25 protein-coding genes are annotated in these 25,809 nt (G+C 53.2%); 5 read left to right on the forward strand and 20 right to left on the reverse strand.

Features of this window, described 5'->3' with window-relative positions; genetic code table 11:
* Window positions 1–5: 5 nt before the first annotated feature.
* The 8 genes from V9K92_RS11500 to V9K92_RS11535 all read right to left on the reverse strand — a co-directional run bounded on the left by V9K92_RS11500 (window position 6) and on the right by V9K92_RS11535 (window position 7,290).
* Window positions 6–656 carry a TenA family protein gene (locus tag V9K92_RS11500; RefSeq protein WP_337354037.1) on the reverse strand — a complete coding sequence of 217 codons (651 nt, stop codon included), beginning with the start codon at window positions 654–656 and terminating at the stop codon, window positions 6–8.
* Window positions 657–660: 4 nt separating this feature from the next.
* Window positions 661–1,503: a BtpA/SgcQ family protein gene (locus tag V9K92_RS11505; RefSeq protein ID WP_337354038.1), complete on the reverse strand. Its 843-nt coding sequence runs from the start codon at window positions 1,501–1,503 to the stop codon at window positions 661–663.
* Window positions 1,504–1,561: 58 nt separating this feature from the next.
* Window positions 1,562–2,329, reverse strand: coding sequence for a glutamine amidotransferase (locus V9K92_RS11510; protein WP_336440470.1), 768 nt, complete (start codon window positions 2,327–2,329; stop codon window positions 1,562–1,564).
* Window positions 2,330–2,392: 63 nt separating this feature from the next.
* Window positions 2,393–3,460, reverse strand: coding sequence for a phosphotriesterase family protein (locus V9K92_RS11515; RefSeq protein ID WP_336440471.1), 1,068 nt, complete (start codon window positions 3,458–3,460; stop codon window positions 2,393–2,395).
* Window positions 3,461–3,465: 5 nt separating this feature from the next.
* The gene (locus tag V9K92_RS11520; RefSeq protein ID WP_337354039.1) at window positions 3,466–4,464 is read right to left on the reverse strand and encodes an ABC transporter permease; all 999 of its coding nucleotides are present in this window, start codon (window positions 4,462–4,464) and stop codon (window positions 3,466–3,468) included.
* A complete protein-coding gene (locus V9K92_RS11525; RefSeq protein ID WP_337354040.1) occupies window positions 4,461–5,282 on the reverse strand; it encodes an ATP-binding cassette domain-containing protein in 822 nt (273 codons plus the stop codon). Before V9K92_RS11525 ends, V9K92_RS11520 begins: the two co-directional genes overlap by 4 nt.
* Window positions 5,279–6,229, reverse strand: coding sequence for an ABC transporter substrate-binding protein (locus tag V9K92_RS11530; RefSeq protein ID WP_115054691.1), 951 nt, complete (start codon window positions 6,227–6,229; stop codon window positions 5,279–5,281). Before V9K92_RS11530 ends, V9K92_RS11525 begins: the two co-directional genes overlap by 4 nt.
* A 38-nt stretch (window positions 6,230–6,267) precedes the next feature.
* Complete coding sequence (locus V9K92_RS11535; RefSeq protein WP_115054690.1) at window positions 6,268–7,290, reverse strand: substrate-binding domain-containing protein; 1,023 nt, start codon at window positions 7,288–7,290, stop codon at window positions 6,268–6,270.
* Window positions 7,291–7,626: 336 nt separating this feature from the next.
* Between V9K92_RS11535 and V9K92_RS11540 the strand changes: the two genes are divergently transcribed.
* On the forward strand, window positions 7,627–7,932 hold the full coding sequence (locus V9K92_RS11540) for a hypothetical protein (protein WP_115054819.1): 306 nt from the start codon (window positions 7,627–7,629) through the stop codon (window positions 7,930–7,932).
* A 70-nt stretch (window positions 7,933–8,002) separates the two neighbouring features.
* On the opposite strand, the gene V9K92_RS11545 is transcribed toward V9K92_RS11540, so the two are convergent.
* Window positions 8,003–8,887 carry a LysR family transcriptional regulator gene (locus V9K92_RS11545; RefSeq protein ID WP_337354041.1) on the reverse strand — a complete coding sequence of 295 codons (885 nt, stop codon included), beginning with the start codon at window positions 8,885–8,887 and terminating at the stop codon, window positions 8,003–8,005.
* A 103-nt stretch (window positions 8,888–8,990) separates the two neighbouring features.
* Here V9K92_RS11545 and V9K92_RS11550 point away from each other — a divergent pair, with 103 nt between their 5' ends.
* The gene (locus tag V9K92_RS11550) at window positions 8,991–9,980 is read left to right on the forward strand and encodes a zinc-dependent alcohol dehydrogenase family protein (RefSeq protein WP_337354042.1); all 990 of its coding nucleotides are present in this window, start codon (window positions 8,991–8,993) and stop codon (window positions 9,978–9,980) included.
* A gap of 6 nt (window positions 9,981–9,986) precedes the next feature.
* Here the strand turns inward: V9K92_RS11550 and V9K92_RS11555 are convergent, their stop codons facing one another.
* From V9K92_RS11555 to V9K92_RS11565, 3 genes are all read right to left on the reverse strand, one after another.
* The gene (locus tag V9K92_RS11555; protein ID WP_337354043.1) at window positions 9,987–11,939 is read right to left on the reverse strand and encodes a DUF4139 domain-containing protein; all 1,953 of its coding nucleotides are present in this window, start codon (window positions 11,937–11,939) and stop codon (window positions 9,987–9,989) included.
* A gap of 62 nt (window positions 11,940–12,001) precedes the next feature.
* On the reverse strand, window positions 12,002–13,345 hold the full coding sequence (locus V9K92_RS11560) for an MFS transporter (RefSeq protein WP_115054686.1): 1,344 nt from the start codon (window positions 13,343–13,345) through the stop codon (window positions 12,002–12,004).
* A gap of 37 nt (window positions 13,346–13,382) precedes the next feature.
* Window positions 13,383–14,447 (reverse strand): histone deacetylase family protein, encoded by a 1,065-nt coding sequence (locus V9K92_RS11565; RefSeq protein ID WP_337354044.1) that lies wholly within the window; start codon window positions 14,445–14,447, stop codon window positions 13,383–13,385.
* Between the two features lie 221 nt (window positions 14,448–14,668).
* Between V9K92_RS11565 and V9K92_RS11570 the strand changes: the two genes are divergently transcribed.
* Window positions 14,669–15,883, forward strand: coding sequence for an MFS transporter (locus V9K92_RS11570; protein WP_307286319.1), 1,215 nt, complete (start codon window positions 14,669–14,671; stop codon window positions 15,881–15,883).
* Window positions 15,884–15,891: 8 nt separating this feature from the next.
* On the opposite strand, the gene V9K92_RS11575 is transcribed toward V9K92_RS11570, so the two are convergent.
* From V9K92_RS11575 to argH, 5 genes are all read right to left on the reverse strand, one after another.
* Window positions 15,892–16,353, reverse strand: a complete 462-nt coding sequence (locus tag V9K92_RS11575; protein ID WP_370878849.1) for a GNAT family N-acetyltransferase — start codon at window positions 16,351–16,353, stop codon at window positions 15,892–15,894.
* A gap of 79 nt (window positions 16,354–16,432) precedes the next feature.
* Window positions 16,433–17,263: an ABC transporter substrate-binding protein gene (locus tag V9K92_RS11580; protein WP_337354045.1), complete on the reverse strand. Its 831-nt coding sequence runs from the start codon at window positions 17,261–17,263 to the stop codon at window positions 16,433–16,435.
* Window positions 17,264–17,295: 32 nt separating this feature from the next.
* Window positions 17,296–18,060: an amino acid ABC transporter ATP-binding protein gene (locus V9K92_RS11585; RefSeq protein WP_337354046.1), complete on the reverse strand. Its 765-nt coding sequence runs from the start codon at window positions 18,058–18,060 to the stop codon at window positions 17,296–17,298.
* A gap of 2 nt (window positions 18,061–18,062) precedes the next feature.
* Window positions 18,063–18,962, reverse strand: a complete 900-nt coding sequence (locus V9K92_RS11590) for an amino acid ABC transporter permease (protein WP_337354047.1) — start codon at window positions 18,960–18,962, stop codon at window positions 18,063–18,065.
* Window positions 18,963–18,967: 5 nt separating this feature from the next.
* Window positions 18,968–20,401 carry an argininosuccinate lyase gene (gene argH, locus V9K92_RS11595; RefSeq protein WP_337354048.1) on the reverse strand — a complete coding sequence of 478 codons (1,434 nt, stop codon included), beginning with the start codon at window positions 20,399–20,401 and terminating at the stop codon, window positions 18,968–18,970.
* Between the two features lie 127 nt (window positions 20,402–20,528).
* Between argH and V9K92_RS11600 the strand changes: the two genes are divergently transcribed.
* Together V9K92_RS11600 and V9K92_RS11605 are read left to right on the forward strand one after the other, a co-directional pair.
* A complete protein-coding gene (locus V9K92_RS11600) occupies window positions 20,529–21,437 on the forward strand; it encodes a LysR substrate-binding domain-containing protein (protein WP_307281952.1) in 909 nt (302 codons plus the stop codon).
* Between the two features lie 107 nt (window positions 21,438–21,544).
* Entirely contained in the window at window positions 21,545–21,802 is a 258-nt protein-coding gene (locus tag V9K92_RS11605; protein ID WP_115054679.1) for a DUF982 domain-containing protein, read from the forward strand.
* A gap of 49 nt (window positions 21,803–21,851) precedes the next feature.
* On the opposite strand, the gene V9K92_RS11610 is transcribed toward V9K92_RS11605, so the two are convergent.
* Genes V9K92_RS11610 through V9K92_RS11620 form a run of 3 tightly spaced genes read right to left on the reverse strand, consistent with a single transcriptional unit; the run spans window position 21,852 to window position 25,802 of the window.
* Window positions 21,852–23,510: a GMC family oxidoreductase gene (locus V9K92_RS11610; protein ID WP_307281947.1), complete on the reverse strand. Its 1,659-nt coding sequence runs from the start codon at window positions 23,508–23,510 to the stop codon at window positions 21,852–21,854.
* Between the two features lies 1 nt (window position 23,511).
* Entirely contained in the window at window positions 23,512–24,279 is a 768-nt protein-coding gene (locus tag V9K92_RS11615; protein ID WP_337354049.1) for a 3-ketoacyl-ACP reductase, read from the reverse strand.
* Complete coding sequence (locus V9K92_RS11620) at window positions 24,279–25,802, reverse strand: GMC oxidoreductase (RefSeq protein WP_443094460.1); 1,524 nt, start codon at window positions 25,800–25,802, stop codon at window positions 24,279–24,281. The genes V9K92_RS11615 and V9K92_RS11620 overlap by 1 nt, the downstream gene beginning before the upstream one ends.
* Window positions 25,803–25,809: the final 7 nt, after the last annotated feature.

Here is a 25,809-nt window from a genome sequence, read left to right on the forward strand (position 1 = left end):
TGAAGTCAGAGATATGGCGCGTCGTGAAAATCAATTTCAAGCTGCATCGCGTAGCCAAAAATACTGCTTAGCCGGACGCACAAGCCTTCAGGGAGCCCCTGCTGACCTGCCATATCGAGCTGATCCTTGAGCCACGTGGCCTGATCCGCAAATGCCTGATCCACATGCATTGCAACCCATTCCTTTAAAAGCGGATCACTGATGTTGCAGGCAGACGCCTCCTTTGACCAAGTCCAGTACATCCATTCTGCCGCAAACATTGCTGCGATAATATCGAGAAACTCACCATCCTTGGCGATGGCCAGCATGCCCGAACAAAAGTTTTTGACGGCCGGTATACTGGTATCGAACGATGAGGGATCGATGCGACGGCTGGCAAAGGTCCGCTCGAAATAAGCAATCTGGTCATTTGCAAGAGCGATAACGACTGCTGCAAGCCAGCGCTTTTGCTCGATGGTCTGCGCTTTTGCCACCGAGAAAGCGAAGATGGAAATTGCCGTATCAACAAAAGCCCCCTCATAAACGAGGTAGCGCTCGAATACAGTATTGCTCAATACATCGTTCTTGATGTCCACGACAAAGCGATGATTGATCATCTCTTCAAGAACGCCCGCGTTTTCGCGAAGAATACGTTCGGAGAGGGTTTCGGTTGCCATCGGTTCAGGCCTCCAAACCTGGCTCCGCCGCCTTGCGGAATGCCTTTACACGATCAATATCCACCGCATTCCACCACACGCCATCATACTTGAGTGATGAGGCAACAATAACGCCATTGGTGCGACCAAGAATATCTACGATATTGTCCTTGGTTACGCCGGATCCAACGAGCAGTGGAAGGTGCGTAGCAGAGCCGATTTCGTCGATCTCTTCCATCGTTGCACTGTTGCCCGTCCGCTGGCCTGTAGCAATGATGCCATCTGCATCAAAGAATGCCAGATCGCGGGTCAGTTCCTCGATTGAACGGTCGGCAACAATAGCATGGCTGCCATGTTTGACGTGGCTGTCGGCAAATACCTTGATATGCTCTGCCCGCAGCATGGAACGGTAACGCATGGCTTCGGCGGCGCGTCCTTCCATGAACCCTTCATTCGCCACATAGGCATTGGCCCACTGGTTGACGCGGATGAATTTTGCTCCGCCTGCCATGGCAATGGCGAATGCCGGAATTGGTGCATTGGCAAGGACATTGATCCCAAGTGGAACGCCAATGGCGCTTGCGATACGGTCCGTCACCACGGACATGAAACCCGTTGTTTCAGGACCGATATCGTCCGGCTTCGAAAATGGAATGTCGCCGTGGTTTTCGATGACCAGACCATGCAAGCCGCCTTCAATGCAAGCTTCGGCATCGCGCATGCACGCGTCATAGATCACATTCATATCGGCGCCCCTATATCGTGGAGAACCGGGAAATGCCGGGCAATGGATCATCCCGATGAGCACCTTATTGCTGCCGAATATTTCCTGCACAGCATTGGATTCGCGATCCGATATTGCTTGCATGTTTTTCCCTTTCATGGAGACTTCATATCTGTCTGCTGGTTGTCCCAGACGCCTGTCTTCAGTCGCGCGTTAGCCAACCGAGAATGTTTTTCCAAAGCCTGCCATAACCTTCCCACTCGCAGAATGCAGGCGATAGCCAATGCGGGCCAATATCCGATGTCCATGCCGCGGTCTTACCTTTGCCGAAACGTCCGAGAACCAGAAGCGGATGCCCGCCCTGATCGTCAGGCAGGCGCGCGATTACCTCCACATCTTCCCGTTCTCGAAGCTCGACCTCGTTGACACCGAGAAGCAACGGCCATTCGCCATCGAGCCCGGCCATAACTGGGTGATCCGGTAGTTCGATCTTCGGCGTCGTTCCTTCCGGTATCTCGACACGATCGTCGTAAGGAAGGCAGGTAACAGGAAGAACGTCTTCCACCGCAGTGCGCCGCCAGCGGGCCTTCCCATCAATGCCTTGAAAGGAGAAGTATCCGCCAACCATCAAGAGCGAGCCGCCCTTTTCGACCCAGGCCTTGATCAGCTTGAGGCGGTTAGGGACTGTGCGGGAATGCAGCCAGACATCGGGTGGCAACAGCAGCGAGTTTGCACCTATGTCGGAAAGGATGATGACGTCATACACGTCCAGACCGGCCATTTCGAAGGGAAATTTCTCAACCGCTTCGTGCGCGGGCATGTAAGTCAGTTCGAAATCGCTACCCGCGAGCGCCTTGACCAATGGTTCGGCACCAAGATGAAAGGTAACGCTGCCGAACTGATCGAAACCTTTGTAATGTGTTGCAGAACTAACCCAGCTCTCGCCAACGAGCAGTACTTTCTTTGTCATCGTCTTACCATTCTTTCTTAAAATTTCCGGGTCTTTCCCAAGAATCCGGGCAGGCAACTCGCGTTAAATACCTGCGTGAAAAACTGAGCGGGGGTTGGCTCGCATCATTTGATCGAGAGCCGCTTTATCCAAACCGTGGCGTTGCAGCCGCGGCAGAAAATGACGCAAGACATAGGCATAGCCATTGCCACCGTATCGGGTCAGCATCATCTTGAGGAAAACGTCGTGCGACAGCAGCACCCGGTCGAGATGACCGACGTCTGCGAGGCGGACAATGGCCCGTGCTGCCTCTTCATCACTTGGACACTGGACCTGCTGATCAGCATAGAAGAAGTCCATGCCGATCATATCATATTCGAGGAAAGCGCCGCGGGCGGCGAGTTCGCTCTGATAAGCAAAATCGTCATGGGAAGGGTTCATATGGCAGAGGACCGTATGCCGCAGGTTCGCACCCTCTTCCGCAACGATATCGAGGACGCGGTGGCCCAACCTGAACCAGCCAGGCAGATGCACCATAAGCGGCAGGCCGGTTCGCACCTGCGCCTGAGCAGCGCCACGCAATGACTTCTCTTCATCAGCGGTGAAGTCCGACGAGACGCCGATTTCGCCGATCAATCCAATCCTGACATCGGTCCCGTCCACTCCCTCCACCGCCTCGCGGACAATCTCCGTCGCTATATTTTCAACGGTCATTGCCGCAACCTCAGGGGGGTGCGAGGAGCCAAGATAATATCCGGCTCCCATCACCACATTGAGGCCGGACGCCTTGGCAATACGCCTCAAGGCAAGCGGGTTCCGGCCGATACCCCGGCAGGTTGGCTCTACAACTGTCTGCCCACCCTCAGCGACAAAGGCCTTCAGCTCCGTTACCGCCAGCGGTTCATCATCAAGCGTAATATTATGCTTGTTGACGAAAGGATCCTGCTTCAACTCGCCCAGTATTTCGATGCAGACAAAACCGCCTGCAAGATATTGGCGCTCCGGGGTCTTCGGCGCATGCCACCAGCACCGGCAGTCGTTCAGAATATGCTCATGCATCAAGGTAATGCCAAGCTTCTCCGAGGCTATCGGGCCGTTGACGGTCATCACCTTGCCGGAATGGATATGGGCTTCCGAGAGATCTTTGCTCATGGAAGTCAGCCTTTTCTGCCGAACCGGAAATTCGCGGTGAATATCCGGGTATTCAACCAGATGGCGACAAGGATAATTGCGCCTGTGACGATCTGTGTGAAGAAGGGCGAGATATGCATCAGGATCAAGCCATTGCCGATGACCGCAATGGTGAACGTTCCAAGCACCGTGCCTATGATTGTCCCCCGGCCGCCCATCAAGGAAGTTCCCCCGAGAACGACAGCGGCAATCACTTGTAGTTCAAAACCCACAGCAGCGTTGGACGAGCCTGACCCCAGCCGGGCTGCAATCAGCAGACCCGCGATCGCACATGCCACGCCGGATATGATGTACACTGATGCGGTGATCCATCTGGCAGGCATGCCGACACGGCGGGCAGCTTCCATGTTGGAGCCGACGGCCACAACCTGACGTCCGTATTTTGTCGACCGGATCGCCACATAACCTAGAAAAGAAATAACGACGGCAATGATCGCGGGTACCGGAAACCCGGCGACGATACCCCGTCCCAAAGCAAAGAACCCCGGCGCATCCTGAATTGGGATAGAATAACCTTGGGTGAGATAAAGGGCAAAGCCACGCAGAATCGAGAGTCCTGCCAGCGTGACGATAAATGCCGGGATGCCCTGATAGGCAATGAACCAGCCCTGTGCAAATCCTAATCCACCGCCCAGTACGATCATTGCAACCACCACAACCGGCCACGGAAAGCCCATCGCCATCACAACAGCAGCGACTGCATTGATCAGCGCAACCTGAGAACCAACGGAAAGATCAATGCCTCCGGTGATGATGACGAAGGTCATGGCGATGGCGACAATCAAGATCGGAGCAGCCTGCCGGATGATATTGAGAATGTTTCCGGAGGTTAGAAAAGTCTCGCTGCCAACTGAAAAGAATATCATGCAGGCGGCAAAAAACACAGCAATCGAAAGAACCTGCGCATGCTCGCCGAAGAAATCTGCAATGCGCGACCCCTGGCCACGCTCTGTATAAACGGTCATTGTCTGGCTCCCTCACCGACAATCAGCTTCACGAGGTCTTCAAGATTAGTGCCGCCGATCTGCCGCTCGGCAACCTTCGTGCCCTCGTACATGACGGCAATCCGGTCACAGACCCGAAAGAGGTCTTGAAGACGATGTGTAATGAGAATGACCGAGACGCCCTGCGCCTTGACCCGGTTGATCAGTGCCAGCACCGCTTCAACCTCGGCAACTGCAAGTGCCGATGTAGGCTCGTCCATGATCAAGACCTTGGGCTTGAACGATGCGGCGCGGGCAATGGCAATGGCCTGACGCTGCCCGCCTGAGAGTTGCGCGACCTTACCCGTCAGCTTTGGAATTCTGATTTCCAAAGCGTCCAGCATCGCGCGCGCTTCAGTCAGCATTTTCTTGCTGTCGAGAAACATGCCCTTGCTGAGTTCACGGCCCAGAAAGAGATTGCCGACAACGTCGATCTGGTCACAGAGGCTGAGATCCTGAAATACCATTTCGATGTGCCGATTGCGCGCATCGGCGGGTCCGGACAGACGAACTTCCTCGCCTTCGATCGCCATCGTGCCGCCATCGGGAATATAGGTTCCTGAGATGATCTTAGTTAAGGTGGATTTCCCTGCCGCATTGTCGCCGACCAATCCAAGGCATTCGCCAGGAAAGATATCTAGATCGACACCGCGCAAGGCTTGGTGCGAACCAAAGGATTTACGGATACCGCGCAACGAGACGCGGGGATTGGAATCAGTCTCGCCGCTTGTTCCACCTCCGGAGGGAACGCCCCCTCCGGAGTGAACGGCGGTCGCTACCTGCCGGCCGTTCTGGTTCATTTGAAGACAGCCCTGTATGGATCGACATTGGCTTTTGTCACGATGGTAATCGGCACGGAAATGTTCTGATCAACAGCCTGGCCAGCAGCCACCTTCTGCAAGGCATCCACAGCCGCTGCTCCCATTGCCGACGGGTCCTGCTGGATGACAGCTGCAACGAATCCGGCATCAATGCCCGCAATGGCTTCCGCCGTCAAATCCCAACCGAAGACCTTGATCGTATCCTGCTTGCCCTGGCTTTGAACAGCAGCAATGGCTCCCATAAGCGCCGGTTCGCCTGTCGCGTAGATCGCAGTCAGGTCAGGATTGGCAGTGATAAGGTTTTCTGCCGCCGAAAGCGCATTGTCCTGAACATTCTGTCCATCAACGACTCCGGCAATCTCGATACCATCAGTGCCCTTGATCGTCTTTTCAAAACCTTCCTGACGGACATTCTGAATGTAGGAGTTCAACGCTCCAACGACGCCGATCTTTGCTTTGCCGGCCATGTTTGTCTTGACGTAGTCAAGGAAGAACTTGCCCATGTCGGCACCTGCCGTCGCGTTGTCCACGCCGATCTGCGCTTTTTGCGGGCCCGCCGGCAAGATGGCATCGATAGCGACAACGGGAATACCCGCATCCGCTGCCTGCTTGACTGCAGGCATCAGTCCGTTGACGTCGATAGCGACTACAGCAAGGCCAGAAACCTTTTCCTGAATATAGGTTTCGATAGCGCTGTTCTGTGCCGTTGGTTCATTATTGGAGTTGAAAATCACCAGCTTCACACCAGCTGCATCGGCCGCTTTCTGTGCGCCTTCGTTCATCTGGTTGAAGAAAAGCGCCTGCTGGTTGATCTGAACCAGCGCGATCGTCTTTTTCTCCTGAGCCACGGAGGCCGAAACGGCACAGCTTAATATGGTAAACCCTGCCAGCGCGATCATCATTCTTCTTGTTAGATTCAAAGTCATGTTCTCATCCTCTGTTGTTTTTAGCCGTCGCTTTTTTGTTATTTCGCTGGCGGAGCAACGGAGTTCCGCACCACGATTTCGACAGGCAAAAGCTCTTCCGAAGCGGAGGGTTTCCACTCTTGCCAGTTTGTTTCCAGAAGCAGTTCCAATGCCCGGCTGCCAAGCTGCCGGACTGGCTGGCGGATCACCGTCAGCGGAGGCGCGAAGAGATGCAGGGGCCCGACATCATCGAAACCGATCATCGATACGTCGCCCGGAACTGAGACGCCCCTATCTTTGAACACTTCCAGCATGCCAATGGCGATTTCATCCGAGCTGGCAAAAATCGCGGTGGCCTCATGGCGTTCTTCAAGGAAACGCAACGCAGCCTGACGGCCGTAATTGATGGTATATTCACCGGCGTAGCGGTCCACCCGGGCCAGACCTGCATGGTGCTCGCGAAGAGCTCTCATCACGCCATCGAAACGGCGACGCGCACTAATCATGCGCTCATCTCCACCGATAAACAGGACATGCCTGTGCCCATGGCCAGCCAGATGCAGTCCAGCAAGATATCCGCCATGATCATTGTCACAGAAAAGCTTTGGCGCTTTGGAGCCAGGGATATCTTCGTCGACCACAATGACTTTGCTGGAACGATTGATCAGATTGGCAAGCGCGCCGTCGTCAGGATGGTTTGTGACAAAGATCAAGCCATCGACATGATTCCGCTCGATGAGCTGGAGATATTCTATTTCCCGGCCCGGTCGGTTAAGCGTTGCATGCAGCGAAACAGCCAACTTTTTCTCGTCCGCCGCCTGCTCCACCGCTGCCACGAATGTAGAGAAGAATGGATTGGCGATTTCCGGCACTACCAGACCAATCGTATCGGAGCGCCCCATGCTCAACCGCCGCGCATGTGGGTTTGGAACGTATTTGAGCGTGGTGATCGCATCTTCGATGCGTTTCTTGGTGTTGTGGGGCAGATCAAGGCTGCCATTTACGAAGCGCGAGATCGTCGTCACTGACACACCCGCAGCGGCGGCTACATCTTTCAAACTTGGCATCGTTCGCTTAACCAAGAGCAAAACCCCATTGTAAAGCGGTTTAGTAAACCGATTTACAAGAATGATATTACTTTCCGTTGGTTGTCAATTACGTTTTTTTGCACCTTTTAAATTATTCCGCACACCGCGACGTTCATCGTCGCCAGTACCCTGTCGCTGACTCAGCTCTCAAGCAAACCAGCACCACCGACTGATGAACTGTCTCCAACCAGGTACACTTTTTTCCTAGCCACCTTTGGCCACGACGCGATGCACGGTGATTGAACTCACCCCGGTCCCTCTAAAAAGTTTGTCTTGACGGCTTTCAACAGTGAGGCGACACTTGCAACCATGGCAGGACAAGAGAAAACGATGGATGAGCCAAACCGCTGGCGTCACATGGCGAGCGCACCGAAAGACGGCAGTCGCATCCTTGTAACAATCCGTCCATCCGAACAGGGACAGGCGGAAGTTGATCTCGCTTACTGGTCTAATGGTGATCAGTTCGGTGCTGAAGGTTGGCGCGCCTCCGATTCCTCACCTGGCCGCATCGTCGAATATGCCGAACCGGAACTGAAGTGCTGGATGCCGATGCCCTCAGCTAATTTGAATCGTACATCCATGCCCCTACCTTGGGAAGGCGACGACGCCAAGCAGCTTGACGGTTCAGGAATTTAAGCACTCGCGTCGATTCGAAAAACCGACATGCGAAGGGCTGCTTTTCCCATCCCGACTGGTCATTGAATGGCTACATCATCTTCGGCAGCGCAATTGCCAACGCATCCACAGCAATGCGTACCTTTAACGATAAATGAGGCGTCTGCAGCCACATCGCATAGCAATCGTAAGGCAGTCCGGGCTGATCGGATAAGAGTTGGACAAGCGTCCCCTCTTGCAGACGGCCCCGCACCAGCCAGCTTGGCAGCCAGGCCAGTCCCATCCCGCTGCTGGCAGCGTCGGCAATAGCATCGAGGTCGTCGAGACGTATTCGATTGATCGGCACCAGCGTCTCGCCTCCCGGAAAACTCCATGAGGGTATCCGGCCAGAACGGCGGTACATGACGGCCTGGTGTTGATTGAGATCAATAATCTGTTCAGGTTTGCCATGCTTTTCGAGATAGGACGGCGACCCGCATACGATCATTTCTTGACGTGCGATACGGCGCGCGATGACACCGGCCCTGTCTTCAGGGACACCCGTTCTAACCGCCAGATCGAAACCGTTTTCCGCAAGATCGTAAAAGTCATCATTATAGGATAAATCCAGCTCCAACGCGGGATATTTCCGCGCCAGTTCCAGCAAGACGGGCGTTACGCAACGGCGCCCGAAATGCACCGGCATCGTCACACGCAATTTTCCCCGAGGCTCCAAAAGCTGATCAGCCGCCTGTGCATCGGTTGCATCCACTTCGGCAAGAATAATGCGGCAACTCTCATAATAGACATGTCCAAAATCCGTCAGACTTTGGCGGCGTGTCGTCCGGTTAAGGAGACGCAAACCAAGTCGCTCTTCGAGAAAGCGGATGTGCTTTCCAACCATTGGTCCCGACAGGCCGAGTTCTTCAGCGGCTGCCGCAAACGAGCCCAGATCTACGGCTTTAACAAATACAGCCATACTCAGAAGACGATCCATATTCGAAACTCTCAGTTTCTACTGCATTGCTTTTAAGCGTATTTATCGCCAATCCAACTCCTGTCATACCCTATTCAATTCAAATAATTTGGAGTTTTGACTTATGGCTCGCGTCGTTCGCTTTCATGAATTTGGTGGACCGGAAGTTCTACGTATCGAAAACGTTGATCTACCAGCACTTGGCCGTGGCGAAGTACGTCTTCGCGTTAAAGCGCTGGGTCTCAATCGCGCTGAAACCCTGCTACGCATGGGACGCTACATTGAAACCCCATTATTGCCTTCAGGGTTGGGATTGGAAGCTGCGGGTTTTGTCGAAACGGTCGGCGAAGGCGTAGATGATTTTGCACCGGGTGACATTGTCAGCGTTATTCCGCCCGTCTCAATGGTTCGTTGGCCTGCTTACGGCGAAGTCGCAACTTTTCCAGCAAGGCTGCTCGTCAAGCATCCGCCATCGCTTGGCTTGGTAGAGGCTGCCGCTCTCTGGATGCAATATCTTACCGCCTATGGTGCTTTGATCGATATCGCCAGCTTGCATAAGAATGATTTTGTGGTCATCACCGCAGCATCCAGCAGCGTTGGACTCGCTGCAATCCAGATTGCAAACATGGTAGGCGCCACTCCAATTGCGGTTACTCGAACATCTAGCAAAGCGCGTGCATTGCTTGACCATGGGGCGGGCTACGTCATTGCCTCGCAAGAGGAGAATCTAGAGAGGCGCTTGGAGGAGATTACGCAGACCAAGGGCGTAAGGGTGGTGCTGGACGCTATTGGCGGCCCCATATTTGAACCACTGACCGCTGCAATGTGCGAGGGCGGCATTCTTATCGAATATGGCGGGTTAAGCAACGAACCCACCCCCTTTCCATTGTTCAATGTCCTAAGCAAACGACTAACGTTACGCGGTTATCTTGTTCACGAAGTTATCAATGATCAAGACAGACTGGATACTGCGAAGTCATTCATTCTGGCCGGGTTGGCATCTGGCGGTTTGCAGCCGGTCATCGCAAGAACATTTGCATTCAATGATATTATCGAAGCGCACCACTTTCTCCAGTCAAACCAGCAATTCGGCAAAATCGTCGTGACGCTTTGAGTATGCCTAGAATGTACGGATAATCCGCGTAACATCCTCGTTGAACTTCCCGATGATTTCCTGCGCGGCATCCCGCTCCTTGCGCAGCTCTCCCAGACGGTCTTCTTCTTCACCCATTTGCGCCAGATATCTGCTTTGAAGATCGCCATTGGGTACAGCTCGCAAGTTCTCGCGGGTACGATCCTGAGATTCAGCTACCTGATCATACTCTCGTTGAACGCGGTCAAGCGCCTCTTGGGCGTCGACCTGCTTCATTCGGGCTTCCGCCAATTCTTTCAGCTTGGTTTTTACTTCCGGATCTTCCGCGGCATCAGCCCAACTTGTTATCATCTGAGGAGCGGCATCCGACAATGCAAATTCTTCAGCCTGAGTTTGCTCACTGACCGTTTCTACATTGCGCGTTTCACCCGCCTTCAAGGCAATACGAACGCGGTCATGGGTCAGCGTCGAATCGGCGGTATTTTCGGCCCTGAATGTCCAGCCCGGGCGTTTCTCCTGCTCAATGAGCACAGTGCGATCACCATCAGCTGCACCATTCACTGTAAATATCGTTACTTCCCGTAACAGCGTCTTTGCATGAATGATTCCATCAACGACCTTTATCGAAGTGATCATCCTTTGAGGTTTCGTGTCGGCACCCACTGAAACCTTTTGATCAAGCGCAAAACTGGCAGCCCGCTTTTCGCCAGATGGCATTCCAGCTATCTGAGCATCTCCCACATAGCCGGACTTGCCATTATAGACGGTCAATATGCCTTGCGGAAAACTGGAACCACTATCATTTTCAAGCATGACAGAAGCTGTCGGGTGCTCACCACTGCGACCGACCTGATAGACCGAAACCATTTCAACCTTCACGTCCTTGTCCAGCAAAGGCACGGAAATTGTTTCGCCGTTCTTCAGATCAAACTGACCTGGAAGGGAGAAGTTGGACGTAACCTCCTGCTCCTCAATGGCGGTTTGCTGTGCAGCTGGAGCCATTTCGATTGGCCTTTGTGCCATCTGCATCTCTGGAGCCGGGGCTGCATAGCCGGCTGCCGCATCCTGCTCTTGTGCCAGCTTTTGTCTGCGAGAGGTGCCCAGACTTGCGATTGCAGGATTTTGCGCGGATGTATCGACGACAAGTTCAGCCCGGTCTTTCCAGTAGCGCCTGTGAAGTGCCTGCTTCAGCGTGACGGGTTTCCCCGATGAAAGCACGACAGAAACGTCGTTCCAATCTTCGCCGGAAGCGTTCTCGAATATGGCCCAGGCCTGTAGCCGCGCCGTGCCATTTTCACCCGTCACCATGCGGTAACTGGTTTTCCAGATCGGGGCCGAGACAACATATGAAATGTCTACGGTGCGGGTACCCTGCCCATCCAGCTCGATTTTAATTGTGCGGGAGCCATCCACGGCGCCCTTGCCTGCGACAAGAGTTGCGTCGGCTATTTTAGCGTTCAGAGTCTTGTCCAAAATTTCAACGGATACTGAACTGTCGAGCGGGACCGTCGTGATGTCTCCCTTGACGGTAAGTATGGAGAGAACCGCATTTTGTGCACCGTTTGCGCCGGTTTGATATTCGACACCAAGTATGCTGCCTTCGAGCTCGCGCGCTCCCGATATGCGGATGCCCGTGCCCTTTACGGCATTCAGCAATCGGGGAAGCGAGTTCAGATCATCAACGCTAAAGGGCAGTGTACGAAACGTTTCTTCCAGCGGATTAGGACCCGCCAATGAGAGATTTTTAACCTTGCCATTGGCATCTCTGATGATGAGACTTTTCAGGATGTCATCTACCTGATCCAGCGGAACATTGATCGTAATCTCGCTATTATCGCCAACATTGGCGGAGCGAACAATTTCCGACAGGCCGCCCGATGATAGCGTCACGGATTTTACGGGTCCGTTCACGGCGGCCAATGCAGTCGTGCAGATCAACGGAAAAAGCAAAACCGGCAAAAGCTGACGTTTCAATGCCATGGACAGTTCTCCCCAATGTGTCGAAGTGACAATCACGCCCCTATCCGGGAAAGGTGAAGAATTTAAGATTTGGCAGGCTCAGTCTCAATCTTCTGCATTCTCTCGGCTGCTCGCGCAGCAAAAGATTCCGATCCGCTATCTTCTACGGGAAGGAAAATGCTGCAAAGGAAGCTTATTCCAGCGATGAAAATGAACAGACCCGCCAGCGGTGCCCACTGGACTCCATAGGTGTGAACGAGCCAGACACCGATAACCGGCGTAAGACCACTGAATATTGCACCGCTAAGTGAAGAGCATAGCGAGATGCCTGTATAACGCAGATGGACTGGAAACGCCCGGGTCAGAAACGGTGCCATAACTGCGTAATGGGCGGCGAGAAACACGGTTGCGACCAGAATAGCAATGTAAATATTGGTTAGATTACCGGTAATGATGAGCATCATCATTGGTACCGCAAAAAGCAATGCCGCTCCGGACATGGCAATCAGGAGAAAGCGCTCGCCAAACCGCGTAGCAATGTATGAACCGGCAGGAAATGCAAAGAGCTCAATAACGCCGACCCATGAAACAAGCTCCAGCATGTCAGAGCGGTTGATTCCAAGCGATGTTGTTGTGAATGTCATCATCAATGTGGTGATGAAATAGAAGCCTGCGACACCGAGCAGACAAAGTCCCATGCCAAGCACCAGCGACTTCTTTTTCGTTAGAAAAATTTCCTTGGCCGGGATGACGTTTTGTACCGTCTTCTCTTTCAATCGCTCTTCAAGCTCAGGACTCTCATTGATGCCCGCGCGAATGATGAAAGCAAAGATGATCAATATGCCGCTAAGCAGGAAGGGGATTCGCCAGCCCCAACTCAAAAAGTCTTCTTGCGGCAGATCAGACACTGTACGGAAGGCCAGCGTTGCAAGAATAAGCCCAATCGGGCTTCCATATTGCGGTGCTGAGGCGAGAAAAGTCCGCCAGCGAGGTGGAGCATGTTCGGCGGCAATCAGCACAGCACCACCCCACTCGCCCCCGACTGCCACGCCCTGTACGAGGCGCAGCAGCACAAGCATAACTGCCGCCGACATACCGATGGAGTGATAGCTGGGCAAAACACCGATCAGCACTGTTGCGGCGCCCATCAGCAGAAGAGTTATGATCAAAGAATTCTTGCGTCCGACCTTGTCGCCAAAATGGCCGAAAAGAAGCGCGCCGACAGGTCTTGCCACAAATCCAATAGCGAACGTGCCCAGGGACGCAAGCACCCCCATCACAGGATCTTGCGAGGCAAAGAAGACATCCCCGAAAACCAAAGCAGCAGCAGTGCCGTAAATATAAAAATCGTACCACTCAATCATGGTGCCGACAAAGGCACCTATTGCGGCACGAATTGGCTGGCGTTTTGCTGCGATCTGATTCATCTACTTTCCCCGATGGCGCTATAGTGACCGCAGTCACTCATATTGTTCTATTAGCCTGATAGGCGGCCATGAAACGTGGCGCAGCTTCCGATACAGCGCTGAGCGAATAACCACCTTCCTGCACGATTGCGGTAGGCAAGCCAGCGGCTCCCCAGATTGCTCCTATTTCGGCATAGGCCGCTGTCGTCACGGTAAGCCGGGAAAGTGGGTCTTCGTGGTGCGCATCCCATCCAGCTGAGATAACAAGTGCCGTAGCACCATGATCGGCCACTGCGGCCGCAAGCCTGCGATTGGCATCAATGAAGGCATTATCACCGCTGCCTTCCGCCAGCGGTAAATTGAGGTTCGCACCAAGGCCGCTACCGGCGCCGGTTTCATCCGCATAACCACTATAGTGGGGATAGTAGTTGGAAGGATCGGTATGGGTTGAACCAACGAAAACATCATCACGGCTGTAGAATATGGCCTGTGTTCCGTCGCCGTGATGTGTATCAAAATCAATGATTGCCACACGCTCGTGCTGCTGACGCAAATGTTGCGCAATGATTGCCGCATTGTTGAAGTAACAAAATCCTGCGGCGCGATCGACATAGGCATGATGGCCCGGAGGGCGGCAAAGAGCAAAGGCCGCCTTCTCGCCATTCAACAAAGCATTGGCAGCAGAGATCGCCGTTTGGGCAGAGGCATAAGCCGAAACATAAGTGCTTTCCATCATGGCGCAGGAAAGCCCGTTAATGTACCAGCCAGCCTGTCCAAGCACACCAACAGGTCTTGGTCTTGGACGGGTAGCGTAGTTTTGATCTGCGCCTTGATACGCACTCACATTCGGCAGAACTTCAGGGCCATGATTTGGCAGTTGCATGAACCGGTCATATGCCGTCTGTAAAAACTCGACATAGTGGTCCGCGTGAACGGCAAGTATGGGATTAAGTCCCGCGTCACCGGTCGCTTCTTGCGAAAGTCCAAGATCAGTCAGCGCTTTTATCAGGGTTTGGGCACGTGCCGGATTTTCCAGCGGGTCGGTAATTCGGCCATTTACCATATATTGTTTAGGCTGATGAGCCATTTGCTGGCTGGAAAAGAAAAGTTTCATGATGCTCATTTTCGATGCTATTTGCCGTGAGTCGGCTCAGAGCCTATTCGCTGGGGCGAACAATGCAAGTTTGGACTTGCAATAATGATCAACGCGCTCTCATTAACCTGCGATTGCTTGCTCCAATGTTGATCCATGATTGCTCTCCCGAACCATAACTGCAATGTCTAGGAGCTACGGAAGATTTCCCGTTCAGAATGAGCTGCCCACGGCAAATATAGTTGGATGAATTGACTGACACGGACACAGACTCGAGTTCAGGGGAATCAATTTACTGGAAGCAGAATCTATTGGTCTGCCTTCTCGGGTCGTTCACAACAATTGTTGCGATGACTTTGATACTGCCTTTTTTACCGCTCTACATAGAACAGTTGGGGGAGACAGGTCATGCCGCGATCGTCCAATGGTCTGGCATCGCCTATGGCGCAACCTTCTTCACCGCCGCTCTGGTCGCTCCATTGTGGGGCCGTCTTGCAGATATCTATGGACGCAAGCTGATGCTGATCCGCGCCAGCCTTGGCATGGCCATTGCGATGTCTTTGATGGGCATGGCCACAGAGGTCTGGCATCTCATTGTCCTTCGGCTGCTCACCGGCCTGCTTGGTGGTTACGCATCCGGATCGACTGTCCTTGTAGCCACACAAACGCCCAAAGCGAGAACTGGCTGGGCTCTGGGTACGCTTGCCTCGGGCATCATGGCAGGAAACCTTATCGGGCCTCTGATTGGTGGCGGACTGCCTCCGTTGATCGGCATCCGCGCAACATTCTGGCTGATAGGTGGGGTCATATTTGTCACATTTCTCGCAACAAGCCTCTTTATCAAGGAAGAAAAGCGGCCGCCCAAAAGCCAGACGCAAAAGCAGAACAGCGGATGGAAGGCAATCCCGGACAAGCGCCCGGTAATTGTCATGCTACTGGCGGGAATGCTTTTGATGCTCGCTACTATGTCCATTGAACCCATCATCACAGTCTATGTGGCACAACTCGTAGACAACCCGGCCCATGTAACCATGGTTGCAGGTATCGTGATGTCTGCGGCAGCGCTAGGCAGCGTTTTGTCTGCATCCAGACTGGGCAGACTGGCGGATCGTATCGGGCACTGGAATGTTATCGTTGCAGCTCTCGGCATATCTGCCCTGCTGCTGATCCCTCAGGCTTTTGTGACCGAGGGCTGGCAGCTGGTCATTTTGCGCTTTCTGATGGGACTATCTCTTGGAGGGCTCCTTCCCTGCATAACCAGTGTTATCCGCCACAATGTTCCAGATAGAGTTGCGGGCAACATTCTTGGGTATGCGACATCCTCGCAATATGCAGGCCAAGTCATCGGTCCGCTCATGGGAGGATTTGTCGGTGGGCATTTCGGCATGCGAGCGGTTTTTCTTGGCACAAGCATATTACTTGCCGGCAGTGCGCTTTATGGATGGATCATCCGGCCCAAGCCCTAACGAGGCAGCTAACCACCCTGCTTTGCTGCTTCATGCAAGGCCGATCCCTCGAAACGATAGAACAACTTTTCCGGCTTCGGGACGCCGCCTAACCCTTCATAGAAGGCACGCAAGCGCGGGTTGTCGCGATCGGCTGTCCAGTCGATGCGTGCATGGCCCCGCTCAAGCGCCAATTTTGCCAGCCCCTGGATCAGGCTTTTTCCCACGCCGGATCCGCGGTGTTGCTTTGAAACAAAAAGCTCTTTGAGAAACAGGCCAGACCCAAGACCTGGTCCCGGATAGACTGGCGTGATCGCAGCAAAGCCCACAATCTCTCGCTGGGTGGCAACAAGAATTTCTGTACCTGTTGGCATCGAGGCCAAGCCTTCGAGTATTTTCTCGCGCGGCGGGCATGGTACATCGTAGTGCGCTTGCATTTCCTCGAATAGAGCAGCCAGGGCAGCGTGGTCCGATGCGCTTGATAGTCTCACTTCCAACAATTCAACGAACTCCAGGTTACAAGAATGGCAACTTCACATTGCCATTCTTGTATAATTTCATAACCGAAATCTATTCGCCCATGTTGACCGTGATTGGCGACAGCTTGTTGGCTTTGAGACCGTATTTGTCGAGAAGAGCGTCATAGGTTCCGTTCGTCTGCAGCTTTTCAAGCGCCACTTTCACGGCATCGCGCAATTGTGGTTCGGATTTTAAAACCGGAATACCAGCCAATGATTGGCTGAACGCATCGCCAATTGTAACATATGTGTCAGGTTCGAGCTTTTGATTATAAGGTAGAGTTTCATTTCCCTGAGCGGCTGCCTGCAAACGCTGGCTTTTGATTTGAGTTCGGGCATCAGCAGACCCTTCCGTACCCGTCACGTTGATTGCAGGCTTGCCCTTTGCAACGCAATTTTTCTCGCTCCAGGCGGTAATTTGCGCTGGCCAGTCGGTTGAGCGGCTGGCACCGACGGACTTTCCGCAGAGATCATCTACTGTCTTGATTTCTGCCGCCATAGCCTTGGACGTATAGAACTGAGCACCCGACTTCATGTAATCAACAAAGTCGGCAGTTTCCTGGCGGGCCTTCTTGTCGCTCATTCCGGCCATTGCCAGATCAACGCGGCCTGTCTGCAAGGAGGGTAGCATTTGAGCGAAAGCGATTTCCTGCCACTCGACCTTTACGCCAAGCTCTTTGCCTATTGCTTCACCCAGATCAATATCGAAGCCCTGAAGCTCATTTGTAGCCGGGTCCTTATAGGTGATCGGCGGATAGTTTGGCATTGTCGCGATGACGATTTTTCCTGCCTCTTTGATGCGGGGAGGAAGTTCCTGGGCAACCGTCGGCAGACTGAAAATAACGGCTGCACCCAATAGAGCGAGCTTTGCATAATTGTTCATATTCTGTGTTCCTCTTTTATGTTTATGATACTTCAAGCCAATACGGCCGCGATAAAATCCTGCGTACGCTTTTCTTTCGGGTTACTGAGAATCTCTTGTGGTGTTCCGCTTTCAATGATCTTACCTCGATCCATGAAAACAACGCGGTTGGCGACTTCGCGCGCAAAGCCGAGTTCATGGGTGACCACAACCATGGTCATTCCGCTGGTCGCCAGATCACGCATAACATTGAGAACGTCGCTGACGAGTTCTGGATCAAGCGCTGATGTGGGTTCGTCAAACAGGATGAGCTTTGGCTTCATCGCCAATGCCCGGGCAATGGCGATGCGCTGCTGCTGGCCGCCCGAAAGCTCGCTGGGATAGGCGTTTTTCTTGTCCGTTAGCCCCACTTTTTCGAGCAAAGCCATCGCTTCCGGAATGACCGAGCTTTTGGTGCGCCGTTGCACAATGACAGGGCCTTCAATTATATTCTCAAGAACTGTCATGTGTGCAAACAGATTGAAGCGTTGAAACACCATGCCACTTGAAAGCCGCTGCCGCGCAATTTCCGTGTCATTGAGTTGATAAAGCTTATCGCCTTCTTTCCTGAAGCCGATGAGTTCATCGTCAATCCATATTGCACCGGAATCAATTCGCTCAAGCTGATTTATACAGCGCAGCAATGTGCTTTTTCCTGATCCCGACGGACCAATAATGCACAATACTTCACCATGTTCGATTTCCAGCGAAACCTTATCCAATGCCTGAAAATCACCGAAAAATTTGTTGAGATCGACTGCAACCACCATCGAAGACATCGTTACACTCCCTCCGCTTCCATGGGTGTCACGCGCTTGACGTCACGGCGGCCCTGGCTTTTCGCATAATGCTTCTCAAGCAGATACTGTCCGATAGAAAGTATGGTCACCACAACCAGGTACCAAATGGCGGAAACGATCAGCAATTCCATCACCCGGTTATTTGCATAGTAGACAGACTGCGCATTGCGCAAGATTTCTGCATAACCGATCACGCTGGCGACTGATGTGAGCTTGACCATGCTGATGACTTCGTTGCCGACTGGCGGAATGATAACCCGCATCGCCTGGGGAAGGATGATCCGGCGCAGCATGGTAAGGCGGGTCATGCCAATAACTTTCGCCGCCTCGATTTGACCGTTGTCGACAGAGAGAATCCCGCCGCGTACCACTTCTGCAGTATAAGCCCCTTGATTGATGCCCAGTCCGAGCAGGGTCGCCATGAATGGGGTCATGAAATCGACGGTGCGCATTTCAAACAGACCGGGAATCCCCAATGTCGGAAAAATCAGTGCGAGGTTGAACCAGAGGAGCAATTGCAGAAGTAGCGGTGTCCCCCGGAAAAACCATATGTAGAATACGGCGACATATTTGAGCACCGGGTTCGGTGACATAATCATGATGGCAAAAACCACGCCGAGAAAAAGCCCCAGCGCCATAGCACAAATCGTCATCAAAATTGTGTTCCAGAGCCCCGACAGAATGGCAGGAGCTGTAAAAAACTGGGCGACTACCGGCCATGCGATCTGCCCCTGAGCGAATGCTTTGACAATTAAAGCCAGTGCCAGAATGATAAGGCTGGCAGCCAACCAACGTCCGTAGTGTCGCCGGGGCTGATGATGAAGATGAGCAATCGAATATTTTGCCGGAGGAATGGAGATGGTGCTATCGACGTTTGCCATATCTCTTACCTTTCAAATCGGGGACCGGAATAAAGTTTCAGCCACTCCTGTTGCTTGTTCAACAGATCACGCAGCCGCCCGATTTGTTCTTTAACCCTGTCAGGTGCCGTTCCGCCATAAGCTTTGCGGGCTTCAATCGCCGCTTTCGCGCTTAATGCTGACTTGATGGAAGGATGCAGCCGCGCATCAACAGTGGCTAGATCGTCCTCACTCAAATCCTCCAGACCGATCGACCGGTCCTCGCAATACCGCACCAAGGCCCCTGTAATTTCGTGTGCTTCCGAGAATGGCACACCATTTTTTGCCAACCAGTCAGCAACTTCGGTGGCGAGTGTAAAGCCTTCGACCGCGTGCTGCTGCATCCGGTCGACATTCACTCGCATTGTGCGGATAAGTCCGGTCATCGCAGGAACGACCAGTTCCAGCGCATCGATCGTATCAAACGCTGCATGTTTGTCCTCGGCCAGGTCACGATTATAGGCGAAGGGCAAACCCTTCAATGCGACCAGCATCGTCGTCAAACTACCGATCAAACGCGATGCACGACCGCGTGTCAGCTCCGCAATATCGCAGTTTTTCTTTTGCGGCATGATCGATGAACCCGTTGCATAGGCATCATCCATTTCGATCCAGCGGAATTGCCGCGACGACCACAGGAATAATTCCTCGGCGAGACGCGACAAATGGACACCGAACATTGCCATGACAAAAAGGAATTCGGCGACGTGGTCACGGCTGCCGACCGCATCGATGGAATTCTCGCTTGGAGCGTCATACCCAAGTTCCTGCGCGGAGATTTCCGGATGCATTGCAATGGCGGAGCCTGCCAGTGCCGCTGCACCCAGGGGCGAGCGCGCTGCACGGCGATCCCAGTCCTGTAACCGCTCAAAGTCACGGGCAAAGGTTTGAGCATGCGCAAGCAATTGATGCGCAAAGCTGACGGGTTGCGCCGGTTGCAAATGTGTGAAGCCAGTCGTCACTGTCTCGACATGCTGATTTGCCTGCCCAATCAATGCTGATTGGAGATTCAATATATCCAAACCGATCCTGTGGGCCACATCACGCAGATATAATTTCAGATCATTGGCGGCCTGATCATTGCGTGACCGTCCTGCGCGCAGCTTCCCCCCCAATATGCCAACGCGTTCTCCCAATACTCGTTCGAGAAATGTATGTATGTCCTCATCGGCTGGAGAAGGAATGACAGCGCCTGATCGATGCTCTTCTCCAATTGTCTGCAAGGCGGAACATACTTGTTCGGCTTCCGAAGCGGTCAGGATGTTGGCACGAACAAGCTCACGGGCATGAGCAGCCGAGGATGCAAGATCGTAGGGGACGAGCCGGAAATAGCTGCTTTCTGATCTTGATAGTGCTGTAAGCTCTGCAGATGGGCTCGCTCTGAAGCGGGCGCCCCATAGACGCGCGGATTGCTCAGCCATAATATCGTTCCCTTATTCTTGTTATTTTGAAGCTTATGGTTGTGCTTTAAGCGCGACAAACGAAATTATTTCGCGTAACCATTCCAAAATGGAATACCCTGCCACCAATAACTAACAGGCAGTCGAAATGGTTACCGGCCGCAACTATCCATCTACGCGCGCATTGCAAGTGATCGTCACGATTGCAGAGCAGGGAAGCACTACGGCCTGTGCAAGAGCTCTGAACATGACCCAGAGTGCTGTGAGCAAGCAACTTCAGACGCTCGAACAAATGGCAGGAACTGCGCTTTTCACGCGAACTCCCTATGGGCTATCCGCTACGGAAGCAGGCCGGATTTATGTCGCTGAGGCACGCGTGGCCTTGGGCGCTCTGGAAAACGCCACCTTGCGTATTGCTGCTTTGGGTTCATCACCAAATGCGATCAAGCTGCATATTCTGCCGATCATGGGAGACCGCTGGGTAATTCCCCGCTTCGCCGGGTTTGCTGATGAGCACCCCGAAATAGACGTTGAACTATCAACCTTTGCCACAACTGACTTGATCAACCAGGCAGACGCAGCATTTCGGTTTGGAGAGGGCGATTGGCCCGGACAGAACAGCTATTATTTGTTTGGGCGTCAGGTCGCGCTCGTGGGAGCGCCACACTTTCTTGCCAAAAATGGCGGCATTCAAAAAGCCGCAGATATTCGCTCATTTCCCCTTCTCGACCACAAACATACGCCCCTTCGCTGGAGCGAATTCGCTTCTGCTCACAAGATCACAAATTTCACTCCGGAACGCATTACCCACTTTGGCTATTATGCTCTCGTCATTCGTGCTGCAATAGCAGGGCAAGGTCTTGCCTTGGTGCCACGCGGCCTGATTGCCGACGAACTCGAATCGGGCAAGCTTGCCAACCCGCAAGGCTTTGGTTTTAAAAGCAATTATGGCTATTGGCTGACCTGTCCTGATGACCGCCCCCAACGTCCTGCCATGCAGCTTTTCCTGAAATGGCTCCTGGAGGAAGTCGGCTCGATGCCCCCGGAAATGCGATAACAAAAAAATCATCGAATTGTCATGGAACCCAATGAACTTCAGACACATTGAAGTGTCAGTCTGGCGGATGATCATCCCGCCTGACGATTCTACATATGGAGGAAGTGATGAACGACAAGCGTTTTCCCATCCCTGTTATGATTACTCTTGGAGAAACCGGACAACGGGCGGTATCCAGCGTTTGGGAAGCGATCGAATGCCTTCGCAGTCTTTGGCCCGTAAAAAACGGGCCGGGTTATCGTCGCGCCTTGCAGGCATGTATGGACGCTCTCGATGGCTGGAAACCTGCTCATAAGGCCCGGCACGCCTTTATCCGCGCCGCTCGCGAAGCGGGCGTTTTTCTCGATACAAGGCTGCATCAATAGTGGCTGGGCGGCACCTCCGCCGCCTTAAAGTCTTTCTTATATAAATCAGTCAGCTTATGTGCGCCCGCGACCGCGGGCGTTTTGCGTTGAGTTCGTTGGAAAATATGGTGGGAGGCAAAGGCACCATATTGCGGATGATATCGGCACCCTTTTCACCAATCATGATCGTTGGCGCATTGGTATTTGCCGACGGAACACGCGGCATGATTGAACTGTCACAGACGCGCAGTCCTTCCATTCCATATACTTTCAACTCCAGATCAACGACAGCCATGCTGTCTGTTCCCATCTTGCACGTGCCGACCGGATGATGATCCGTCTTGGCGTTGGCGCAGCCATATTCGAAAAGCTCTGCGTCGGAGTTGTATTTCGGCCCCGGCAAACGCTCGGCGAGAACATAAGGCTTGAGTGCCGCTTGCTGCATGATTTCACGCGCGAGCTTCAGCCCTTCAATCGACATCTGGCGGTCATGAGGATCGCTCCAATAATTCGGATCGATTAGTGGTGCAGCAGTCGGGTCGCCGGAACGCAAGCGCACTGTTCCACGCGAACGCGGATGTAAATAGGCTGAGTTAAGGGTAACGCCTGCATTCTTCAAACGCTCTACTCCAGCCTCAATACCTGAGCCGAGTCCCAGGTGAAACTGAATATCTGGCGAACGCGCATCCGCGTCTGCATACCAGAAACCACCTGTTTCGAAGAGGCTTGAGGCAACCGGGCCAGAGCGGAACATCACATATTGAAGTCCTGCCCACAATGTACGGTGGAGCTTGGCGACGCCGTCATAGGTATGATCGCCAGTGCACTCGCTGATAACAAAAAGATCAAGGTGGTCTTGCAGGTTTTCACCAACCCCCGGCAGATCGTGCACCACTGAGACGCCTGCACTTGTTAGGTGATTAGCAGGGCCGATACCTGATTGCAGCAAAAGCTTGGGCGATCCTATTGCACCGGAACTGACCACAACCTCGCGATCTGCACGGATCACCTCGCGCCTGTTTCCTGTTATGACCTCCACACCAACAGCCCGCATACCCTCAATGACAATCTTCGCCACTTGTGCGCCCATACGTACCGTCAAATTCTTCCGGTTCTTTATGGGGGCGAGATAGGCCATCGAAGCGGAAGAACGCCGCCGATTGCGCTGGGTCAATTGGTAAAAACCAACGCCCGCCTGTTGTTTTCCGTTGAAGTCATGATTGTAGGGAATACCGAGTTCCTGCCCCGCCCGAATATAGGCATCGCAGATTGGCAATGTGGCAGCGGGCATCGAAACACCGAGCGGGCCGCCATAGGAGTGGTAATCATCGGCAAAGCGCTGATTGTCTTCAGCTCTCTTGAAATAAGGTAGAATGTCCCGATAGCTCCAGCCCGTGCAACCATCCTCCTTCGCCCACAAGTCGTAATCTGTTGCATTGCCGCGTGCGTAAAGCTGCGCATTGATACTGGAACCGCCGCCGATGACCTTGGCTTGTGTATAGCGCAGAACGCGATTTTTCATGTGCTTTTGGGGCACGGTTTCCCAGCCCCAGCTGGCGACACCCTTTGTCATTTTGGCAAAGCCTGCCGGCATATGAAATAGCGGGTTCCAATCACCCCCACCGGCCTCAAGCAGCAGAACCGACACATCTCTATCTTCGCTCAACCGGTTGGCCAGGACACAACCTGCTGGTCCGGCCCCGGTGATGATATAGTCATAGCTTTTCATTTCAGAGCCTGCTTATGGAAAGTGCCCCATCCGCATGGATGACGGAGCCTGTGGCAAAACTGAAGTCACCGCTGGCCAGTCCAGCGGCAATGCGACCAAGATCATCGGGCTCGCCCCAACGTTTCATCGGCACCAATCCGCCCGAAATCAGCTTGTCGTATTTTTCAGTGACGACGGCGGTCATGTCAGAACGGATAATTCCGGGACGTATATCGAAAACGCTGATGCCGTGCTCGGCCAATCTCAGCGCAAGCCCTTGTGTGAATGCGGCAAGTCCGGCCTTTGTCATGCAATAGTCAAGACGGTCGGGTGAGGTCATTGTTGCTGATACGGATGAAATATTGATGATCGAGCGTGGTGTTTTGGCAGATTTTTCCTGAAGCATTGCTCGAAGGACGGCCTGCGTGAAGAATACGGTTCCACGTAGGTTGACGTTAAAAATCGCATCATAGTTTACCGGGTCCAGATCAAGGAAATCCCCGCGAACCTTGGAACCAATTCCAGCATTATTGACCAGACAATCGATCTTTCCAAATGCACCGGTGATTGTTTGTACTGTTTCCTCATGCGAGGAAAGATCGGCAATGTCAGCTGGGATAAAGAGGGTTTTTGCACCGAGATTCTGCAATGTTTCGACTGCCGATTCACTGGCATTGTCGACTGCAATATCGGTAATCGCCAGATCGAACCCCTTGGAAGCCAGCGCCTTGGCAATTCCAAGGCCGATACCCCGGCGAGCCCCTGTGACAAGTGCAACCGGTCGCCGCATCAGTTCAGCTCCTTTGCAATAATGTAATCTGCCACGCGCAATGCTTGTGCGGCAATCGTCAGCGCAGGATTGACCGCAGCAGAGGTTGGCAAGAACGCGGCATCAACCACAAAGAGGTTCGGATGCTGATAAGCCCGGCAATATATATCTAGAGGTGCAGTCGAAGGATCATTGCCCATGCGCACCGTCCCACACTGATGCGAGGGAGTTTTTCGATCAAAGGCTTTGGAGACAACCAATGGAAAACCAGCCGCACGAAGCACGGTCTTGATCTCGGCAACCAGTTTGAGATGTGCTGGCCAGTTGCTCCTTATCCACTGCAGAATGATTTTGTCACCATCAATTCGGACGCGGCTTTCCGGCTTTGGTACGTCCTCGCTCATGGCTAGAAAATCCACCGTATGAGCGCAGAACCTTTGCAGCAGCCACTCCGGAACAAGTTTCAAATCTGATTTCAGAACGGGTGCACTAATGCGGCCAAGGAGTTGGACATTACCTAACGGTGCTCCACCCTTTACATCCGAAAGATAGAAATCGTTAAAGCCCAACGTCTTTTGATAGACGGAATCATTTCTGAATCTTGGATCAAAACCAATCACGGCGGACAGATTATGATTCATGAAATTACGCCCGACCTGATCGGAGCGATTAGCCAACCCTGTTGGATTGGCATCATTGGCAGAACGCAAAAGAAGAACCGCAGATTGCACCGCACCTGCGGACAGAATCACAAGCTTCGGCTTGATCGAAAAGCGTTGACCGTTGCGTTCATAGTGGACAGCAGTAATCATTTTACCATCAGCGGCTGTTTCAAGCCGGATGACGCGGGAGTTCGTCTGAAGCTGAACGTTTGCATGCTTCAACGCAGCGGCCAAAGCAGTGGTTTCAGCGTCCATTTTTCCATTGAAGCTATTAGGATGGGCATCCCAAGGGGTCTTCCCGTGTGAAAGCCATGTGTCGATATCGACACCGAGCGGCAACGAGAACGGATGAACGCCAACACCTTTGAGCCGCTGGCGAAGCAAGCCGATAGGCGCTTCATCCGGCACTGGACTGAAATCATATGGTCTCGAATGTTCCGGCTCAGTCGGGTCTTCACCAAGTGCGCCCCGCACCTGAAATAACGCCTCGGCTTTGCCGTACCAAGGCTCAAGCTCCTCATAGGAGAACGGCCAGGCCGGAGAAACGCCCTCCATATGCTGCATTTCCTTGAAATCCTCAGCACGATACCGTGTAAGCACCGCACCATAAAATTTCGAGTTGCCACCTACATTGTAGTAGTTGCCGGGATTGAAGGCTTTCCCCTGCTCGTCATACCAAGTCTCATTCGGTCGGAAGACGCCTTGTTGAAAAATGGCTCGTGGGTCACGGTTTTCGGGGCGTTCGGGAAGATGATCGCCCGCTTCCAGAATAAGTATGTCAGCACCTGACGCGGCAAGTCCCGCCGCCAAGGTGGCGCCGCCCACGCCAGAGCCTATGATAACGATATCAGCAGTTGTCCGCGGTTGCATATCCATTGACATGAGCCCT

This window comes from Phyllobacterium sp. CCNWLW109, from assembly GCF_037203905.1.
GTDB lineage: Bacteria > Pseudomonadota > Alphaproteobacteria > Rhizobiales > Rhizobiaceae > Phyllobacterium > Phyllobacterium ifriqiyense.

Coding starts and splice junctions, on each gene's coding strand:
- V9K92_RS11540 (WP_115054819.1), top strand. CDS start 7,627: ATGGATGAGCCAAACCGCTGGCGTCACATGGCGAGCGCACCGAAAGAC.
- V9K92_RS11610 (WP_307281947.1), bottom strand. CDS start 23,510: ATGAAAAGCTATGACTATATCATCACCGGGGCCGGACCAGCAGGTTGT.
- V9K92_RS11530 (WP_115054691.1), bottom strand. CDS start 6,229: ATGACTTTGAATCTAACAAGAAGAATGATGATCGCGCTGGCAGGGTTT.
- V9K92_RS11555 (WP_337354043.1), bottom strand. CDS start 11,939: ATGGCATTGAAACGTCAGCTTTTGCCGGTTTTGCTTTTTCCGTTGATC.
- V9K92_RS11585 (WP_337354046.1), bottom strand. CDS start 18,060: ATGTCTTCGATGGTGGTTGCAGTCGATCTCAACAAATTTTTCGGTGAT.
- V9K92_RS11500 (WP_337354037.1), bottom strand. CDS start 656: ATGGCAACCGAAACCCTCTCCGAACGTATTCTTCGCGAAAACGCGGGC.
- V9K92_RS11565 (WP_337354044.1), bottom strand. CDS start 14,447: ATGAGCATCATGAAACTTTTCTTTTCCAGCCAGCAAATGGCTCATCAG.
- V9K92_RS11620 (WP_443094460.1), bottom strand. CDS start 25,802: ATGTCAATGGATATGCAACCGCGGACAACTGCTGATATCGTTATCATA.
- V9K92_RS11600 (WP_307281952.1), top strand. CDS start 20,529: ATGGTTACCGGCCGCAACTATCCATCTACGCGCGCATTGCAAGTGATC.
- V9K92_RS11605 (WP_115054679.1), top strand. CDS start 21,545: ATGAACGACAAGCGTTTTCCCATCCCTGTTATGATTACTCTTGGAGAA.
- argH (WP_337354048.1), bottom strand. CDS start 20,401: ATGGCTGAGCAATCCGCGCGTCTATGGGGCGCCCGCTTCAGAGCGAGC.
- V9K92_RS11560 (WP_115054686.1), bottom strand. CDS start 13,345: ATGAATCAGATCGCAGCAAAACGCCAGCCAATTCGTGCCGCAATAGGT.
- V9K92_RS11545 (WP_337354041.1), bottom strand. CDS start 8,887: ATGGATCGTCTTCTGAGTATGGCTGTATTTGTTAAAGCCGTAGATCTG.
- V9K92_RS11520 (WP_337354039.1), bottom strand. CDS start 4,464: ATGACCGTTTATACAGAGCGTGGCCAGGGGTCGCGCATTGCAGATTTC.
- V9K92_RS11505 (WP_337354038.1), bottom strand. CDS start 1,503: ATGCAAGCAATATCGGATCGCGAATCCAATGCTGTGCAGGAAATATTC.
- V9K92_RS11580 (WP_337354045.1), bottom strand. CDS start 17,263: ATGAACAATTATGCAAAGCTCGCTCTATTGGGTGCAGCCGTTATTTTC.
- V9K92_RS11615 (WP_337354049.1), bottom strand. CDS start 24,279: ATGCGGCGACCGGTTGCACTTGTCACAGGGGCTCGCCGGGGTATCGGC.
- V9K92_RS11515 (WP_336440471.1), bottom strand. CDS start 3,460: ATGAGCAAAGATCTCTCGGAAGCCCATATCCATTCCGGCAAGGTGATG.
- V9K92_RS11550 (WP_337354042.1), top strand. CDS start 8,991: ATGGCTCGCGTCGTTCGCTTTCATGAATTTGGTGGACCGGAAGTTCTA.
- V9K92_RS11590 (WP_337354047.1), bottom strand. CDS start 18,962: ATGGCAAACGTCGATAGCACCATCTCCATTCCTCCGGCAAAATATTCG.
- V9K92_RS11510 (WP_336440470.1), bottom strand. CDS start 2,329: ATGACAAAGAAAGTACTGCTCGTTGGCGAGAGCTGGGTTAGTTCTGCA.
- V9K92_RS11525 (WP_337354040.1), bottom strand. CDS start 5,282: ATGAACCAGAACGGCCGGCAGGTAGCGACCGCCGTTCACTCCGGAGGG.